The organism is Atopobacter sp. AH10, from assembly GCF_003664595.1.
Lineage (GTDB): Bacteria > Bacillota > Bacilli > Lactobacillales > Aerococcaceae > Atopobacter.
Window position 1 is genome coordinate 1 of the sequence record NZ_QXPZ01000012.1, and the last position, 18,282, is coordinate 18,282.

An 18,282-nucleotide genomic window follows, 5' to 3' on the forward strand; every position below is an offset into this window, starting at 1 on the left:
AATAACACCACCTCGGTGATAGGTGGTGTTTATGGTTATGAGTCAGGGAATTCAGGTTTTTATGACCTTTGTCAAAGCATCGTCTTTAGTCAATTAGAAAATTAGCCATGTATCTTTTGAAAGAAATACATGGCTAAATGAAAAATTATTTTTTGCCTTTATGACCTAAGCCAAAAGGCACTTTAGATTCACTACCGCGTATAATACGACCAATGTTAGATCTGTGTCTCCAAACAATAAAGGCGAACAAGGCCGTGATGGAAAAACGGAGCAAGAAACTACAAGCTGTAAAATAAGTTAGCAGCATGACCACTCCTACACAAGTCATACTGGCCAAAGACACCATAGATGAAATGAATAAAACGGATAGAAATACAGCTAATCCAATCCCAAGTAACAAAGGATTATAAGCTAACATAGCTCCAGCAACAGTAGCCATAGCTTTACCGCCACGGAATTGGGCAAAGATAGGGTAAACATGCCCTAATACAGCAGCCAAAACGATCCAAATGCTATCGATAGGCAAATTCGCTTGTTTAGCGATTAATACGGGAAGAAAGCCTTTTAGAACATCACAGACTAAGACTGAAAATCCGGCTTTTTTTCCTAAAACACGAAAAGCGTTGGTCGTACCCATATTACCAGACCCATAATTGCGAAGGTCTTTATGGAAAAATAATTTCCCAATCCAGACAGCGCTAGGGATGGATCCGCTGAGGTAAGCAAGTAATAAGTATACTATTGTCTTCATATCTTCCTCCTCTTCTTTTGTCTATTATAGCAAAAAGTTAGCTTGACGCCTATAGGGTTAGATGTGCCCTTTTAAGGGGTAAAGATAGGGTTAAGATGAGATTTTGGACTCCCTACTCGCCTTCTTTTCAACGCTTTTTAAAGTTTATACGAAAGTAGAATTTGAGGATAGAACGTATGTTTGCTATAATCGGGAATGAGTAGTTTAGTTCTTGTCGGAAAAAAGATAAAATTTCATCTGAAAGGCACTTGTATACACTTGAAAAGCAGTTGTCAAAGCTTTTTTAAGTGTGCTAGACTACTAGAGGACTTTAGAGAGAGGGAGCTGAAGAAATGAGTGCTTCAACGAGCTATAATGACGACGCGATTCAAGTGCTAGAGGGCTTGGAAGCAGTTCGTAAACGGCCAGGGATGTACATCGGTTCGACTGATAGTCGGGGGATGCACCACCTGGCTTATGAAATAGTAGACAATGCAGTAGATGAGGCCCTCTCAGGCTATTGCGATCATATTGATATTACGATTCATCCAGATAATTCCTTAACAGTAGCTGATAATGGACGGGGGATGCCAACAGGGACACATCAGTCTGGAAAGGCAACGATTCAAGTCATTTTTACTGTTTTACATGCGGGAGGTAAATTCGGACAAGGGGGCTATAAAACGTCTGGAGGTCTCCATGGAGTAGGGGCTAGTGTCGTGAACGCTTTATCCGATTGGGTGAAAGTAGAAGTCCGTCGGGATGGCTATCTCTATACGCAAAACTTTGTTGATGGTGGCCAGATTGACGGCGCGCTTAAAAAGAAAAAAATCAAGGAGAAAGTATCCGGTACACAGGTGACTTTTAAACCCAATGCCAGTATTTTCTCTGATGCCAAGTGGAATTACGATACATTAGCTGAACGTTTTAGAGAATCAGCCTTTTTGTTAAAAGATCTTACGATCAGGATTAAAGATGAAAGAACAGATAAAGAAGATACTTTTCATTTTGAAGAGGGGATCAAGGAATTCGTTGATTATTTGAATGAAGACAAAGATACCTTAACTGATGTTGTTGTGATAGAAGGGAAAGATTCTGACATAGAAATTGATTGTGCCCTTCAATACAACGATGGCTATTCTGAAACGATTTTGAGCTTTGTCAATAATGTGCGTACGGCTGGTGGAGGTTCTCATGAATCAGGTTTTCGGTCAGGTCTAACTAAAACTTTTAATGAGTATGCCAAAAAACAGGGCTTATTAAAAGGAAAAGGGAAGAGTTTAGAAGGCTCAGATGTAAGAGAAGGCTTAACGGTTATCTTGTCTTTACGCATACCAGAGAAATTACTCCAATTCGAAGGGCAAACGAAAGAAAAATTGGGTACCCCTCAAGCAAGAACGGCTGTTGAACGTATAATTTCTGAAAAAATGACCTATTTCTTATCGGAAAATGGGGATAAGGCGCAAGAACTCATACAGAAGGCTCTTCGTGCAAGAGAAGCCAGAGAAGCATCTAGAAAAGCTAGGGATAGTTCTAGAGGGAAATCTAAAAAGAAAAGAGAAGCTCTACTGTCTGGTAAATTAACTCCAGCTCAAAGCCGCAATGCTAAAAAGAACGAATTATTTCTTGTCGAAGGTGATTCTGCTGGTGGATCTGCTAAAATGGGACGAGATCGGCGCTATCAAGCCATTCTTCCTTTGAGAGGTAAAGTTATTAATACGGAACGAGCTAGTTTAGCTGACATCTCAAAAAATGAAGAAATTAACACCATGATTTATACCATAGGGGCTGGCGTGGGAGCCGATTTTGATGTGAGCAAGAGTCATTATGATAAAGTAATTATCATGACGGATGCTGATACAGATGGAGCGCATATACAAGTTCTTTTACTTACTTTTTTCTATAGGTATATGAAAGCCTTAATTGAAGCTGGTAAGGTCTATATTGCTCTACCGCCTCTTTTTAAAATTACAAAAGGTTCAGGTAAAAAGCAGGAGATTCAATATGCTTGGACTGAAGATGAATTGGCTAAAATCACTAAATCCTTAGGGAAGGGTTATAGTTTGCAACGCTATAAAGGATTAGGGGAAATGAATGCGGATCAATTATGGGAAACCACCATGAACCCAGAGACGCGCACCTTAATACGCGTGACCTTAGAAGACCAAGCTCAGGCCGAAAAGAGAGTCAGTGTTTTAATGGGCAATAAGGTCGAACCAAGACGACGGTGGATAGAAAGCCATGTAGCATTTGACCATGAATCAGATACTAATCTTTTAGAAAAGAGAACAGATGATTCTATAAATGATTCAAAGGGGGATTCAAGTATGGCCTCCTATGAAAATAAAAGTTCAGCTAAAGGTAAAAAACAGTCCAGAAGTAAAACGAAGAAGGCAAAATCTGCTAAAAAGGCAGAACAAATGGAATTGGACTTGTAGGAAAGGAGATCATAGATGAGCTCATCAATAATTGAAGAACTAGGTTTGGATGATTTAATCAGCGATCGATTTTCTCGTTATTCCAAATATATTATTCAAGATCGGGCTTTGCCAGATATTCGTGATGGTCTAAAGCCGGTTCAACGCCGTATTTTGTTTGCCATGTACAAAGATGGTAATACGCATGAAGCGGCTTTTCGTAAATCTGCTAAAACAGTAGGGAATGTTATTGGTAACTACCATCCTCATGGGGATTATTCCGTCTATGAAGCAATGGTTCGGATGAGTCAAGATTGGAAATTAAATCATGTTCTTATTGAGATGCATGGGAACAATGGGTCAATGGATGGCGATCCAGCCGCAGCTATGCGTTATACGGAAGCGCGCTTGTCTCCCATAGCAAGTGAATTGTTAAAGGATATTGATAAGGATACCGTTGGAAAGGTCCTTAACTTCGATGATACTTTAGAGGAACCAGTCGTACTACCTGCTAACTACCCTAATTTATTGGTGAATGGCGCAACTGGTATTTCTGCTGGATATGCCACGGATATACCGCCTCATAATTTAGCCGAAGTGATTGATGCTTGTTTGGAATTGATTAAAAACCCTAAAGCTAGTTTGAAACAACTTTTGAAAAAGGTTAAGGGACCAGACTTTCCAACTGGTGGGATTATTGAAGGAGCGGAACACCTAGAAAAAATTTACCAAACTGGTAAAGGTAAAATTGTGGTAAGGTCGAAAACAGAGATAGAAATCCTTAAAGGAGATAAGTCTCAAATTGTTGTGACAGAAATTCCTTATGAAGTCAATAAAGCGTCTTTAGTCAAACGTATTGACGATATACGAATCAATAAGCAAATTGATGGTATAGCTGATGTGAGGGACGAAAGTGACCGCGATGGTTTGAGGATTGCTATTGAATTAAAGAAAGAAGCTAATCCCGAAGCTGTTTTAGATTATTTACTAAAGAGAACGGATCTTCGTGTCAACTATAGTTTTAATATGGTAGCTATTTCTGATCAGCATCCCAAACAAGTCGGTCTTAAAGAAATTTTAGAGGCCTATATCCGCTTCAAACAGGAAGTTGTTAGGCGAAAAACGTCTTATGAAAAAGCTAAGGCAGAAAAACGTCTGCATTTAGTCGATGGATTAATAAAGGCGATCTCTATCTTGGATGAAGTGATTGCGCTGATTCGATCTAGCGACAATAAGGCTTCAGCCAAAAAAGCCTTAATGGAGGCCTTTGACTTCTCGGAAATGCAAGCAGAAGCAATCGTAAGCTTGCGCTTGTATCGCTTAACAAATACGGATATAAAAACTTTACAGGATGAGCGTTTAGATTTAAATGAGGCCATTCTGTATTATCACTCCATCTTACATGACCCTTTGATTCTCGATCAGGTTGTCACTAAAGAATTAAAAGCTGTTAAAAAAAGCTATGCTGTGAAGCGTCAAACTGAGGTACAAGAAAAGATTCAAAAGATTGTCATTGAAGAAAAAGACTTGATCGCAGAAGAAGATGTGATGGTCATGGTAACCAAACAGGGCTACTATAAGCGAACCAGTTTAAGGAGTTTCCAATCATCAGAGAAGGAAGGATCAGGGATCAGAGAAGGAGATCATCCAGTATTTTTACAGCAACTCACCACGCTTAATAATCTGGTTATCTTAACCTCTTTAGGGAATTTTATTTCGCTACCTGTCCATTATTTACCTGAAGCAAAGTGGAAAGATCTTGGAGGGCATCTATCGAGCAATTATAGCTTCCGTTCTAATGAGGAAGTCCTTGCTGTTTTCCTTCTGGAAGATGTGTTGAGTAGTGAGCTACTTGTGGCCACTCAATTGGGGCAGATTAAAAAAACTAATGGGGAATTCTTTGAATTATACCGAACCAACAAGTCTCAAATGAGAGAATACATGTCCTTTAAACATGAAGAAGATCAAGTGATTCATGTATCTTTAAGGGAAAAAGAGAGCAAGGGTTCTCTTGTAGTCGTGACAAAAATGGGTTTTGGTCTGAAATTCTTGTCAGAAGAAGTTTCATCAGTTGGCCTGAAAGCAAGCGGGGTTATTGCTTCTAATTTGAAGAAGGGAGACAAAGTGGTGAATATCATCTCCGATCCTTCTGAACGCTTTGCCATATTGACTCAAAAGGGCTTAGCTAAGGGAATTAATATGGAAGAAGTTCCTTTGATGAAGAGGGCTGTTCGAGGGATTCGCTTGATCAATTCTTTGAAACGGGATCCACACGAAATTATTTTTGCGGAAGCTATAGAAAGCAAGGATCTCATTCATTTAACTTGGCCATCTCTTCATGATCAGGAGGAAATTATCTTAAAGGAAAAAGATTTCAAAGGGCAAACTCCTGACGGCAATGGAGAGTATCTATCCGGCTACAAAGATTTGTCACAGGCCCTAATTTATAAAGAGTCTTTTACTAGTGCTGATAAAGAGTAATTGACTAAGATCCTATAAGTTAGAGCTTCGTAGTTTGGAGCTTAGTTGCTTTTGATTTATCGTTTTTAGATCTCTTGCATAAAGAATGTAAGTGCTTTATTACACAAATAGAACAGGTTGAGATTCTAAGCAAAGAATTTTCTCAACCTGTTTCTTTTTTAGCTATAAAATTAGTACAGTTTATCAATGATTATGAATATGTAAATGAGAATCTATATCAATTTCAAAAACATTGCTATTACGCTAATGTTTAAGAGGATTTAATAAAAAAACTCAAAAAAAAATATTAAATCATCTTGCATTTAGGTATAGATGTGTTACACTATAACCGTTGAAACTGTTATAGAAAAGTTCTTTAAAAAAGATGAGGAGGAAATAACTATGACGACATCTGCATGGGATGGTTTCCAAGGTAAAACTTGGAAAGAAGAAATTAATGTTCGTGATTTCATCCAACGTAACTATACTGAATATACAGGGGATGATTCCTTCTTGGCTGGCCCAACTGAAGCCACTAAAGCTTTATGGGCGCAAGTAATGGAATTGAATCAAAAGGAACGTGACGCTGGTGGTGTTTTAGATATGGATACAAAAATCGTATCCACTATCACTTCTCACGGGCCTGGTTATTTAGACAAAGACAAAGAACAAATTGTTGGTTTCCAAACTGATAAGCCTTTCAAACGTTCTTTCCAACCATTCGGTGGTATCCGTATGGCAGAACAAGCTGCTAAAGCTTATGGTTTTGAAATCGACCCTGAAATGTCACATATCTTCCGTGAATGGCGCAAAACACATAACCAAGGTGTATTTGATGCCTACACAGATGAAATGCGCTTAGCCCGTCACAATAAGATTATTACTGGTTTACCAGATGCTTATGGTCGTGGACGTATCATTGGTGACTACCGCCGTGTAGCTCTTTATGGTATTGATCGCTTGATGGAAGAAAAATACAATGACTGGCAAAATACCGGCGACGGTACTATGACAGATGATGTTATTCGCCTTCGTGAAGAAATTTCTGAACAATATCGTGCCTTGAAAGAAATTAAAGAATTAGGGCAAATTTACGGTTATGACATTTCTAAACCAGCTACTAACGCTAAAGAAGCTTTCCAATGGTTATACTTCGGTTACTTAGCTGCTGTTAAAGAGCAAAATGGTGCAGCTATGTCTCTTGGCCGTACTTCTACCTTCTTGGATATTTACATTCAACGTGATTTGGATAAGGGTATCTTAACAGAAGAACAAGCCCAAGAACTTGTTGACCACTTCATCATGAAATTACGTTTGGTTAAGTTTGCTCGGACACCTGACTACAACGAATTGTTCTCTGGTGACCCAACTTGGGTAACTGAATCTATTGCAGGTATTAGCTTAGATGGCCGTTCAATGGTAACTAAGAACAGCTTCCGCTTCTTACATACTTTGAACAACTTGGGGCCTGCTCCAGAGCCAAACTTGACAGTTCTATGGTCTCCAAAATTGCCAGAAGGCTTCAAACGTTTCGCAACTCGTATTTCAATCGATACATCTGCTATTCAATATGAAAACGATGAAGTGATGCGTCCTCAATGGGGCGATGACTACGGAATTGCTTGCTGTGTATCCGCAATGCGTATCGGTAAACAAATGCAATTCTTCGGTGCTCGTGCTAACTTAGCTAAATGCTTGCTTTACGCTATCAACGGTGGGGTAGACGAAAAGACTGGTGTTCAAGTAGGTCCTGCTTATGAACCAATTACTTCTGAATACTTGGATTACGATGAAGTAGTTAAGAAATTTGATGCTATGGAAGAATGGTTGGTTCGCTTGTATATTAATACATTGAACGTTATCCATTACATGCATGACAAATATTGCTATGAACGTTCTCAAATGGCTCTTTATGATACCCAAGTCTTCAGAACTATGGCTACTGGTATTGCAGGTTTCTCTGTAGCAGCTGACTCCTTATCTGCTATTAAGTATGCTAAGGTTAAAGTCGTTCGTGATCCTGAAACAGGCTTGGCTACTGACTATGTAGTAGAAGGCGACTACCCTAAATATGGTAACAACGATGACCGTGTTGACGAAATCGCTGTTAACCTCTTGAAGAACTTCATGACTAAAGTTAAGAAACACCACACATACCGTGGTTCTACACCTACAACTTCTATCTTGACTATTACTTCTAACGTTGTTTATGGGCGTAATACTGGTAACACTCCTGATGGACGTCGTGGTGGTACACCATTCGCTCCAGGGGCTAACCCATTACACGGCCGTGACACTCACGGAGCTTTAGCAAGCTTGTCTTCTGTTGCTAAGGTGCCTTATGCCTATGCTTTAGATGGTATTTCAAACACCTTCTCTATTGTACCTAAAGCTTTAGGTAAAGAAGCTTCTACTCAAGAAGATAACTTGGCTATGATGTTGGATGGTTACTCTCGCAAGGGTGGTCACCACTTGAACATCAACGTATTCAATCGGGATACCTTGCTTGACGCTATGGATCACCCAGAAAAATACCCACAATTAACTATCCGTGTATCTGGCTATGCCGTTAACTTCATCAAGTTGACTCGTGAACAACAATTAGATGTTATTAAACGGACCATGCACGAAAGCATGTAATAACTAGTCTTTAGTAGATAAAGCGGATGGCCCTATTGGTCATCCGCTTTTATCACTTTTTTCGTTAGTAAGGAGGAGATAGCATGAGTGATCCTGTCATCGGCTACGTTCATTCAACAGAGAGCTTTGGATCAGTGGATGGTCCGGGTATACGTTTTGTTACCTTTATGCAAGGATGCCGAATGAGATGCGAATTCTGCCATAATCCAGACACTTGGAATATTGGAACAGGTACGCCAACAACCGCAAAAGAAATGTTGAATGAAGCTATGAAATATAAAGAATTTTGGGGAAACAAAGGTGGCATTACTGTTAGTGGAGGAGAACCGCTCCTTCAAATTGATTTTTTAATCGACTATTTCTCTCTAGCAAAAAAAGAAGGTATCCATTGTACACTTGATACTTGTGCCATGCCATTTACTTATGATGAACCTTTCTTCTCCAAGTTCAATGAACTAATGAAATATACAGATTTGGTTCTTTTTGATATCAAACACATTCGGTCAGATAAACATAAGAAATTGACTGGATGGCCAAATGAAAATATTCTCGAAATGGCTCGCTATCTTTCTAAAATAGACATTCCTGTGTGGATCCGGCACGTCTTAGTTCCACAACGTTCTGATTACGATGAATATCTGATAGAATTAGACCAATTCATTAAGACTTTGAACAATGTCTACAAGGTCGAAGTCCTTCCTTACCATACGATGGGCAAGTATAAATGGGAAAAACTCGGTATTCCTTATACTTTGGAAGGAATAGAGCCTCCAACTCCTGAGCGAGTCGAGAATGCCAAGAAATTACTTCATACCAAGGACTATACCCGTTATGCCACAGTAACTAATCCCAAGGTATTCTAAATTTTAAGCTTTTGTTTTCAACAAGGAAATTATACGTAGTTTAAACCATATCTTGAAGCCGTGATAACTCGTCATGGCTTTTTTAGGCTAAAAAGAGAAAAGTTATCAAAACCTTGTCTATACCGATGAAGATGGGGGAAGTTTATGGTAAACTAAAGTGAGTATTGAAGATTAAAGGAGAAATAATATGACTAAAATTAAAGTATTTGGCCATCGCAATCCTGATACAGATGCGATTAGTTCTGCCATTATTTTCGCCCATTACTTAAATGAACAAGGTAAAGATGCTGAAGCAGTAGCACTTGGCGCTCCTAATGAAGAAACGCAATATGCTCTTGATTACTTCAAATTCGATGCCCCTCGAATTGTAGAGACTTTAGCGAATGAAGACTGTGAAGTCGCTCTTACCGACCACAATGAACGTCAACAATCTATCGAAGATATTGACCAATTGACTGTTCGTTATGTTATCGATCATCATCGTATCGCTAACTTTGAAACGGATGAACCTTTGTACTATCGTGCTGAACCAGTTGGCTGTACATGTACTATTCTCTATAAGATGTATAAGGAAGCAGGTATAGATATTCCGCAAAATATCGCTGGATTAATGGCATCCGCTATTTGTTCTGATAGCTTACTATTTAAATCCCCAACATGTACTCATGAAGATGTTGATGCGGCTAAGGCTTGTGCAGAAATTGCTGGTATAGATATCAAAAAATACGGTTTGGATATGCTCAAAGCAGGGACAAATGTAAAGAGCAAAACTGCTGCACAACTTGTTAATGCGGATGCTAAGACCTTTGATATGGGTGAACACAAAGTTCGTGTTGGACAAGTTAACTGTGTAGATTTAAACGAATTAAAATCCCGTAAAGCTGAGTTAGTAGATGAAATGACTAAGCAAAATGAGGAGAATGGATTCGAAAGTTTCTTGTTGATGTTAACAAACATTTTAACCAAGGAAACTGCCTTATTAGTTGTTGGTGGCTTACATCCTGAAATCGAAAAAGCTTTTGAGCATACTATCGAAGATGACTTTATGTCCTTACCAGGAGTGGTTTCACGTAAGAAACAAATTATCCCACCGCTTAGTAAACAATTTTAATGTTTTCTAGAAAGCTTGGATAAGAGAGGAGCCTTTTTATGAATGAATGGTGGAGCCTCATGAAACATTACATGAAGCCCAAGAGCAAGAAAAACTATGGCCAACCCTCCCTTAACTCTATTGTTATCCGTACGTCAGATATTAGATCAATGGCCCGTTTCTATGAACGGGTCATTGGTTTAATACGTCTTCAAGAGAGTAAAGATAAAGTGACGCTAGCGAATTCTAAGTCTTTAGCTCCACTTATATGGCTAGACCAGAAAGAAGATATTAGACGAGATGGAGGGAATAGACTTCACCATCTAGGATTGAAGGTTGATAGTGAGAGCTCTTTGATCCAGATTGCCAATCGTTTAGCTGAAGCCAAAATTCCCATTACCGGTAACGGAGATAACGACTATCGAACAGCCATATATTGCAAAGATCCTGATGGTCACTTATTAGAAATATTTTGGGAAAAAGCGCCTAAAGAAACACAAACTATTCCTTCTAGAGTTTTTAAAGAAGGGGAGTGCTTTGAGTTCCCTATGCAGGACTTATTTACACGAAAAGTAAGATCCGATGATTTCTATGATCAAGATCCTCAGTTTGCAATTGGGCAGTTACATTATCAAATAACTCGTCTGAAAGAAGAAAAAACGACTCTTTTTTACCACAATATTCTGAAATGTAGTGAATTAGAAAGCTTACACCCAAAAAGTATGAAATTTGCTAATGCTAATGGCTTAATCTGCATAACGGAAGCTTATTGGCAACCTGATTTACGAAAGACAGAGCAAACAATTCTTCCAATTTTCTTTTATCCGCATTTGTCAGCATTGAGTCAAATTTCGAATGATTTGACCAATCAAGGTTTTAGTCATGAAGATGAAAAGGGTCTTATTTTAGCCAAGGATCCTTACGGATTTTCATATTATCTGACGACTAAAGATTTCCCTTTGTTTTAAGAAGGTGAAGGTTCATATGAAAATGATAGATAAAAATTATATGTTTCAACTCGCTAAAAGACCTGACCGTTGCCATAAAGGTGATTTCGGTCGGGTTCTTATTATTGCGGGGTCATTTGAAATGGGGGGCGCCGCTTTGATGGCAGCCAAGTCCTGTCTATATAGTGGGGCAGGATTGGTAACTTTGGCGACTGATAAAGAAAATATTCCAGTAGCACATGCTAGCCTTCCTGAAATTATGGGATTAGATTATCAGGATTCAGGTCTTTTAAAAAAGGCTATTGAAAAAGCAGATACGGTTCTCATTGGACCGGGTTTAGGCAGAACAGCTTTTGCAAAATCATTGTTCACATGCTGTTTACAGCAGATAACTCAGAAACAAAAGCTGGTGATTGATGCGGATGCTTTGACACTGCTTTCCTTTATGATAAAAAGAGGAGAAGATTATCCCCTAAGAGCAGCTATGACTGTTTTAACACCACATGCTAAAGAATGGGAACGTTTATCTGGTCTTTCTCTTAGCGAACAATTAGATAAAAATAATCAGGCAGTTTATAAAGAAATATTTCCTTCCACAACTTATGTCCTTGTTAAGTCACACGAATCTAGACTTTATCACGATAGTGATCCTGTCGTTCATGTAAAGATAGGAAACCCAGGGATGGCGATAGCTGGGATGGGAGATACCTTAAGTGGAATTGTAGCTGCTTTCATTAGTCAAAAATCCTATTTACATCCTACTGATGCTGTCACAGATGCAATATTTTTACACAGCTATATTGGAGATATTCTTGCTCAAAGTCAATATATTGTTCTGCCTAGCCGGCTGAGTGAACTTATTCCAGAAACCATTCATCATCTGCTAAGTCAAAAGATTTGACTTCATCTGTTTTCGTATCAACTTCCCTATCGTCTTTTTCTTCCTTTTTCTGCTTATTTTTACTAGTTTTAGTGTAGAGTATTAGCCCTATTGCGCATAAGGAGAGGCCAATGGTAGAAAGGCGCAAAATTTTTTCACCTGTTTTAGGGAGTAAGCGAGAGATAGTACTAGCTAGGCCGTGCTTCTTACTGTCAGTCTTTTGCTTTTCTTGGCTTTCAGTTTTCATTGGGGATATGCCTGGATTAGGTCTAGAAGAAATATCTTCGATATCATCAGTAGGAGATGAAGGATTATAGTCTTCAGTATCATTCTTTTCTTTACTTAGATCCTGCTCTTTAGTCGAAGAATTATCTGTTTTTTCCCCTTTTTCTTGCTTTTGCTGTTTTTTTTGTTCTCTAGCAAGATTTTCTTCTTTTTTACTGTTAATCTTTTCCTCGTCTTGAACTTTGGAAAGATTTTCCTTATTTTTAGCCATCTCTTTACTTACTTGACTGTTTTTATTTTGAGATTTTTTATAGATATGTGGTAACTGAGGGCTAGCTCCAGAAGTATTTTTTCTAGATAAAGAGGGATCATTCATCTCAAGAGACCCAATAGAGTCTGCATGGGATTCTTTCATTCTTTCTGTAGTAGGCTCCTTTTCATTATCTTTTTCATTTCTGCCCTCTTGGGATTTTTCTAAAGTAGGCTTATGATGAGCTACTGATTCTTGCTCTTTTTGAGTCGTCTCACTAGTTGAGGGTTCTTTTTGACCCTCACTATTTTTCATTGAACCATCTAGCAGTGTTTTATTAAATATCAGGCGCATGGTGGAAAAATTGCTCGTATAATATTCACTTGCTTGACCATTGATACATATTTGGTAAATTTTTCGATCTTCAGCTTTCGTTTTAAAACAGACACAGCCATTTTGGTCAGTAGTCAATTCTTGGCTACTTTCATCCGCTAAGAGGCTTACCCCTTGCCCTTTTAGGGGGTTAAGATCGGTGTCAATGAGTTGAAGGCGAATTTCATTAACGGGCTCCTTAGCAAGTAATAATTTACCTTTACTTTTTTGAACGATTTCCTCTTCTTTTAAAACAACTTTTTCGATCCATTGGGTAGGAGTTTCACTTTCGACTTGCAAGGGGTAATTCTGACCATTAATGGCTATACCATAGCGATGATGATAGAGTAAGCCATTTTCTTTGTTAAAGCGCACACAACCTTCCTGGTCTGTCCTTAAACTGGCAACGATAGGTAATTGCTCCTTTTCTAAATCTAACAGATCAACCTTTTGATGGGGGAGAGCAAAGCCTGATTCCGATTCAACTAGCACCACTAACTCTAAAACTGTTTGTTGAATGGGTGTCTGAGGCATATAATGAGTAGGTTTTTCTGCAAATAGTGGAGGGGTAAATCCGACAAAGAGAATAAGAGCAGTTAAAAGTCTAAAGCATAATTTTTTCATTTGACATACCTCTTTTCTTTTATTATGCTATTTCTAATACACGCAAATGAATTTCAAAATGATTAAGCAATTGCCCATTTTTTTAAGGAGGGAAAACATGTCCGATGCTATTGCTATAACCCATGCCATTAAAGATAAGGTCTATTCCCCAAAAGAAGTTGTCCAATATTATATTAACCAACTCAAAAAATATAATGAGATGTACAATGTTTTAGCAGATGAACGATTTGATGAGGCCCTAGAAGATGCTAAGCATGTCGATATTCATCGTCCTTTTGCCGGAGTTCCCATCCTCACAAAGGATCTCCACCAAAGTGTTAAGGGATTAAAGTCGTCCCAAGGATCTAAACTTTTAAAAGATAATATAGCACTAAAAGATGATTGTTTTGTGCAAAGACTCAAACAGCTTGGATTTATTATTTTAGCTTCCACATCCGTGCCTGAATTTGGCCTTAAATATGTCTCTGACAGTCAACTTTATGGAACAGTTCATAATCCGCTCAATCCGTATTTTCATGCTGGGGGTTCTTCTGGAGGGGCAGCAAGTGCTGTAAAAGCTAATTTGATTCCCTTAGCGACAGCTAGTGATGCAGGTGGGTCAATTCGTGTGCCAGCTTCATTTTGTGGACTAGCAGGGCTTAAACCAAGTCGAGGGGCTATGCCAATTGGTCCTTTACGTTGGAGAGCTTGGCAGGGGGCAGGGACTTCCTTTGCCTTAACCTCAAGTGTTCGAGATATGAAATTACTTTATTATCATCTTCAAGCCCAACAAATTGAATCGCCTTTTAAAGCCCAACGTCAATCTTATGCTCATTTATATGAAAGTCCTTTACAAGCTCCTTTGAAAATGGCCTATAGCTTGACGGACTATAAAGGGCATGCTTATGGCAGGGATGCACAAGAGGCTATCCTTGAAGCAGTGGAACTCTTAAGAAGTTTGGGCCATATTGTCGAAGAAGTCACATTCCCATTTCAGTCGAGGGAAGATTTGTTGCTGATGTATGGTCGCCTAATGGCAAGCGAAACTGCTGCAAGTTTTACTAGTATTGAAGAAAAAAGAGGCCGAGCAGTTCAAGTGGGAGAAGTTGAAGCTAGTAGCTATGTGATAGCTCGATATGGGATAACTATACCTGCCTATCAACTGTCTTTAGATATAAATCAATGGGATCAGCTAGCCGCTAAAGCTTGTCAATTCTTTACAGATTATGATGCCTTTATTTACCCATCTACTTCTGTTACAGCACCAGCTAGTCAAGAAAAATTCCCTAATGAGAAACTTCTAACTGGAATCTCCTATGACGCTCTCTCTAATGATGACTATATCCGATTAGGGAAAGAAGCTATTCGCCAGATAACATCCTTAAGTCCACAAGCTTATTTAGCTAATATGACAGGTTTACCAGCGATTAGTCTGCCACTTTACAAAAATGCAGAATCTCATATGCCAATTGGGGTTGAATTTATGGCAGGTAAAAATAAAGATAATCTGTTGCTCCTTTTAGCTGAAAGTCTAGAACCTTATTTTAAGAAGTGATAACATGTCAAAGAAAAAACAAATCAAAAAAACAAACGCTCTACGTCATTTAGACGATGCAGGTATTTCTTATGAGGTCACATCATTTGATGTGCCAGAAGAACATATAGATGCTGTGAAAATGAGTGAACTGAATCATTTACCAGTTGAACAGGTTTTTAAAACCATTGTCTTAGAAGCAGAAAGAGGGGATTACCTAGTAGCTTGTATCCCTAGCTATGCTTCCATTAATTTAAAAAAAGTGGCAAGTTTAAGTGGTCATAAGAAATTAGAACTCCTAGCTCTAAAAGATTTAACCAAAGTAACTGGTTATGTTCGTGGCGGATGTTCACCTATTGGGATGAAAAAACTCTTCAAGACTTATGTGGATGAATCCGCTCTAAACTACGATAAAATTTATGTCTCTGCAGGAAAAAGAGGGATGCAAGTCTCCTTAGCTCCTCAAGACTTGTTGACTATTTGCCAGGCTTCAAGCGCCGCTTTGTGTCAATAGAGTATTTTAGAAGTAAGTTGTTCTATTCATGAAAAATTCGATCATTATATTCTGAAAAAAACGACTATTTTTTCCTTTTACATCAAAAAGTTTGTGAGAATATGCTGTTTTCCCACAAGCGGCTATACACTATATATTAAGGAGCCTTTCTTGACAATTCATGAATTGCTCCTTATAATTAATCCAGAAGTGTAAACGTTGTCAATCTTGATACCAAAAAGAAGGGAGGGGAAAGTATTTCAGTTTAACTTTCACAAATTCCTAGAATAAAAAAAATCAAGGATCGCTTTATCCTAAATGAGCAAGAGGTCTTAATCGAAGGAGGAAGGAATGCAACTTTCAAAAATGGATATTTCCGAATTTATTCAATTGCTTTCTAGTAATGCTCCGGCACCAGGAGGCGGTGCAGCAACAGCTTTAACTGGAGCAACAGGTATTTCTTTGACCAAAATGGTTAGTGAACTGACAGTCGGGAAGAAAAAATATGCTGACTATCAAGAAGTGAATGAGCAAGCTATTATCAAGTGTCAGGAATTACAAGATCGTTTACTCTTAGCTATTGATCAAGATAGAGAAGCTTTTTCAGAAGTTGCAAAGGTCTTTTCTTTACCTAAGACGACTGATGAAGAGAAAGCTTTTAGAAAAAGTGAAATGCAAAAGGCTTTAAAAATAGCCATCCAGCCACCTTTATTAACCTTACAGGCGGTATATGAAGCTATAGAAATTACCCAAACAATTGTTTTTAAATCTAACCCTTCTGTAGCAAGTGATATTGGAGTAGCAGCCCATCAGTTAAAAGCTGCTTTAGAAGCTTCATTGATTAATGTTGAAGTAAACCTCCATATGATAAAAGATCAGTCTTATGTCGACGAATGCCGTCAAAAGAGCCATGAACTACACCAAAGAGGTCTCAAAATGGTAGAACAAATCATTCGAGACATCAATCAACAAATTATAGGCGATTAGCTTAGTTTTATGATCAACAAAATGAACAATAAAGGAGTTGTTTGCATGCCAAAAACAGATATCGAAATCGCAAATTCTGTAGAAATGAAACCCATTCAAGAGATTGCTCATCTCATCAATATTAAAGAAGATGACCTCACCTTGTATGGCCGTTATAAAGCTAAGGTGGACATGACTAGCTTAAAGTCTTTGAAAGATAAAAAAGATGGTAAGCTTATCCTCGTCACGGCTATTTCTCCAACTCCTGCAGGTGAAGGTAAAACAACCACTTCAGTTGGCTTGGTAGATTCATTAAACAAACTAGGTAAAAATGCCGTTATTTGCGTGCGCGAACCTTCCCTTGGACCAGTATTTGGTGTTAAAGGTGGGGCAGCTGGTGGAGGCTACGCTCAAGTTGTCCCAATGGAAGATATCAACTTGCACTTTACTGGAGACTTTCATGCTATTGGTATTGCCAATAATTTGTTAGCCGCTTTAATCGATAATCATATTCATCATGGCAATGCCCTTCAAATCGATGCACGTAATATTACTTGGAAACGTGTGGTAGATATGAATGATCGACAATTACGTTATGTTGTTGATGGCTTACAAGGACGTAGCAATGGGGTGCCAAGAGAAGACGGTTTTGATATCACTGTTGCTTCTGAAGTCATGGCGATTCTTTGCTTGGCTAACGATTTACGTGATTTAAAAGAACGTTTGGGCAAAATTATTATTGGTTACAACTTTAATGGAGAACCAGTAACTGCTCATGACTTAAAAGCTGAAGGTGCTATGGCAGCTGTCTTAAAAGATGCTATCCATCCTAATTTGGTACAAACTTTGGAACATTCACCAGCCTTAATTCATGGTGGACCTTTTGCCAATATTGCCCATGGCTGTAATTCAGTTATTGCGACAAAACTTGGCTTGAAGTATGGTGACTACACAGTAACTGAAGCAGGATTTGGTGCAGATTTAGGGGCTGAAAAGTTTATTGATATTAAATGTCGGAAGGCTGGCATTAAACCAGATGCCTGCGTTCTTGTAGCGACTATTCGTGCTCTTAAGATGCATGGTGGAGTCGCTAAGAATGATTTAGGGCCAGAAAATGTAGAGGCAGTTAAGGCAGGGATGCCGAACTTAATCCGTCATTTAGATAATATGAAGAATGTCTTTGGTTTACCAACCGTTGTCGCTATTAATAAATTCCCAACGGATACAGATGCTGAAATAAAAGCTGTAGAAGAAGCTTGCCATGAACTCGGTGCCGATGTAGTTTTATCCGAAGTTTGGGGTAAGGGAAGCGAAGGTGGCTTAGACCTTGCTAAAAAGGTCGTTGAACTAGCAGAAGAAAATAGCGAATTGCATTTTGTCTATGATGATGAAGACTCCATTCAAGACAAATTGGACAAGATCGTTCAAAAAATTTATCGTGGGAAAAAGGCTAAATTAAGTGCTCCAGCACGTAAGCAAATGAAGAAATTAGAAGAGTTGGGCTTTGGGCATCTCCCTATTTGTATGGCTAAGACGCAATTCTCCTTCTCTGATAACAAGAATAAGATTAATGCACCTGAAAACTTTGATATTACCATTAAAGAATTAAAGGTTTCTGCAGGGGCAGGTTTCATTGTTGCTTTGTCAGGAGCCATCATGACCATGCCTGGCTTACCAAAATCTCCAGCTTCTGAACGTATAGACATTGACGATGAAGGGCATATTACAGGCCTCTTTTAGTCATTAATAGATGAGATATAACCTTAACAAGCACACTTTTAAAGATGTGCTTGTTTTGGCTTGAATACGGGA

Annotated in this window: 13 protein-coding genes; 11 read left to right on the forward strand and 2 right to left on the reverse strand. The window is 38.6% G+C overall.

Annotated features, from left to right (window positions below):
• Positions 1–145: 145 nt before the first annotated feature.
• Entirely contained in the window at positions 146–751 is a 606-nt protein-coding gene (gene plsY, locus D3H64_RS02905; protein WP_121564631.1) for a glycerol-3-phosphate 1-O-acyltransferase PlsY, read from the reverse strand.
• A gap of 332 nt (positions 752–1,083) precedes the next feature.
• Between plsY and parE the strand changes: the two genes are divergently transcribed.
• The 7 genes from parE (at position 1,084) to D3H64_RS02940 (ending at position 12,048) form a co-directional block, all read left to right on the forward strand.
• A complete protein-coding gene (gene parE / locus D3H64_RS02910; protein ID WP_121564633.1) occupies positions 1,084–3,168 on the forward strand; it encodes a DNA topoisomerase IV subunit B in 2,085 nt (694 codons plus the stop codon).
• Positions 3,169–3,183: 15 nt separating this feature from the next.
• Positions 3,184–5,628 carry a DNA topoisomerase IV subunit A gene (parC, locus tag D3H64_RS02915; RefSeq protein ID WP_121564635.1) on the forward strand — a complete coding sequence of 815 codons (2,445 nt, stop codon included), beginning with the start codon at positions 3,184–3,186 and terminating at the stop codon, positions 5,626–5,628.
• A gap of 381 nt (positions 5,629–6,009) precedes the next feature.
• Complete coding sequence (gene pflB / locus D3H64_RS02920) at positions 6,010–8,247, forward strand: formate C-acetyltransferase (protein ID WP_121564637.1); 2,238 nt, start codon at positions 6,010–6,012, stop codon at positions 8,245–8,247.
• 83 nt (positions 8,248–8,330) lie between these two features.
• Positions 8,331–9,110: a pyruvate formate-lyase-activating protein gene (gene pflA / locus D3H64_RS02925; protein ID WP_121564639.1), complete on the forward strand. Its 780-nt coding sequence runs from the start codon at positions 8,331–8,333 to the stop codon at positions 9,108–9,110.
• A 187-nt stretch (positions 9,111–9,297) separates the two neighbouring features.
• Positions 9,298–10,221, forward strand: coding sequence for a manganese-dependent inorganic pyrophosphatase (locus D3H64_RS02930; RefSeq protein WP_121564641.1), 924 nt, complete (start codon positions 9,298–9,300; stop codon positions 10,219–10,221).
• 38 nt (positions 10,222–10,259) lie between these two features.
• Complete coding sequence (locus tag D3H64_RS02935) at positions 10,260–11,168, forward strand: VOC family protein (protein ID WP_121564643.1); 909 nt, start codon at positions 10,260–10,262, stop codon at positions 11,166–11,168.
• Between the two features lie 16 nt (positions 11,169–11,184).
• Positions 11,185–12,048 carry an NAD(P)H-hydrate dehydratase gene (locus tag D3H64_RS02940; protein ID WP_121564645.1) on the forward strand — a complete coding sequence of 288 codons (864 nt, stop codon included), beginning with the start codon at positions 11,185–11,187 and terminating at the stop codon, positions 12,046–12,048.
• On the opposite strand, the gene D3H64_RS02945 is transcribed toward D3H64_RS02940, so the two are convergent.
• Positions 12,005–13,498, reverse strand: a complete 1,494-nt coding sequence (locus tag D3H64_RS02945) for a hypothetical protein (protein WP_121564647.1) — start codon at positions 13,496–13,498, stop codon at positions 12,005–12,007. The two genes, D3H64_RS02940 and D3H64_RS02945, sit on opposite strands and share 44 nt — an antisense overlap.
• A gap of 97 nt (positions 13,499–13,595) precedes the next feature.
• On the opposite strand from D3H64_RS02945, the gene D3H64_RS02950 reads away from it, so the two are divergent.
• From D3H64_RS02950 to D3H64_RS02965, 4 genes are all read left to right on the forward strand, one after another.
• Entirely contained in the window at positions 13,596–15,032 is a 1,437-nt protein-coding gene (locus tag D3H64_RS02950; RefSeq protein ID WP_158589204.1) for an amidase family protein, read from the forward strand.
• Positions 15,033–15,036: 4 nt separating this feature from the next.
• On the forward strand, positions 15,037–15,525 hold the full coding sequence (ybaK, locus tag D3H64_RS02955) for a Cys-tRNA(Pro) deacylase (protein ID WP_121564651.1): 489 nt from the start codon (positions 15,037–15,039) through the stop codon (positions 15,523–15,525).
• A gap of 330 nt (positions 15,526–15,855) precedes the next feature.
• Positions 15,856–16,491: a cyclodeaminase/cyclohydrolase family protein gene (locus D3H64_RS02960; RefSeq protein ID WP_121564653.1), complete on the forward strand. Its 636-nt coding sequence runs from the start codon at positions 15,856–15,858 to the stop codon at positions 16,489–16,491.
• Positions 16,492–16,536: 45 nt separating this feature from the next.
• Entirely contained in the window at positions 16,537–18,210 is a 1,674-nt protein-coding gene (locus D3H64_RS02965) for a formate--tetrahydrofolate ligase (RefSeq protein WP_121564655.1), read from the forward strand.
• Positions 18,211–18,282: the final 72 nt, after the last annotated feature.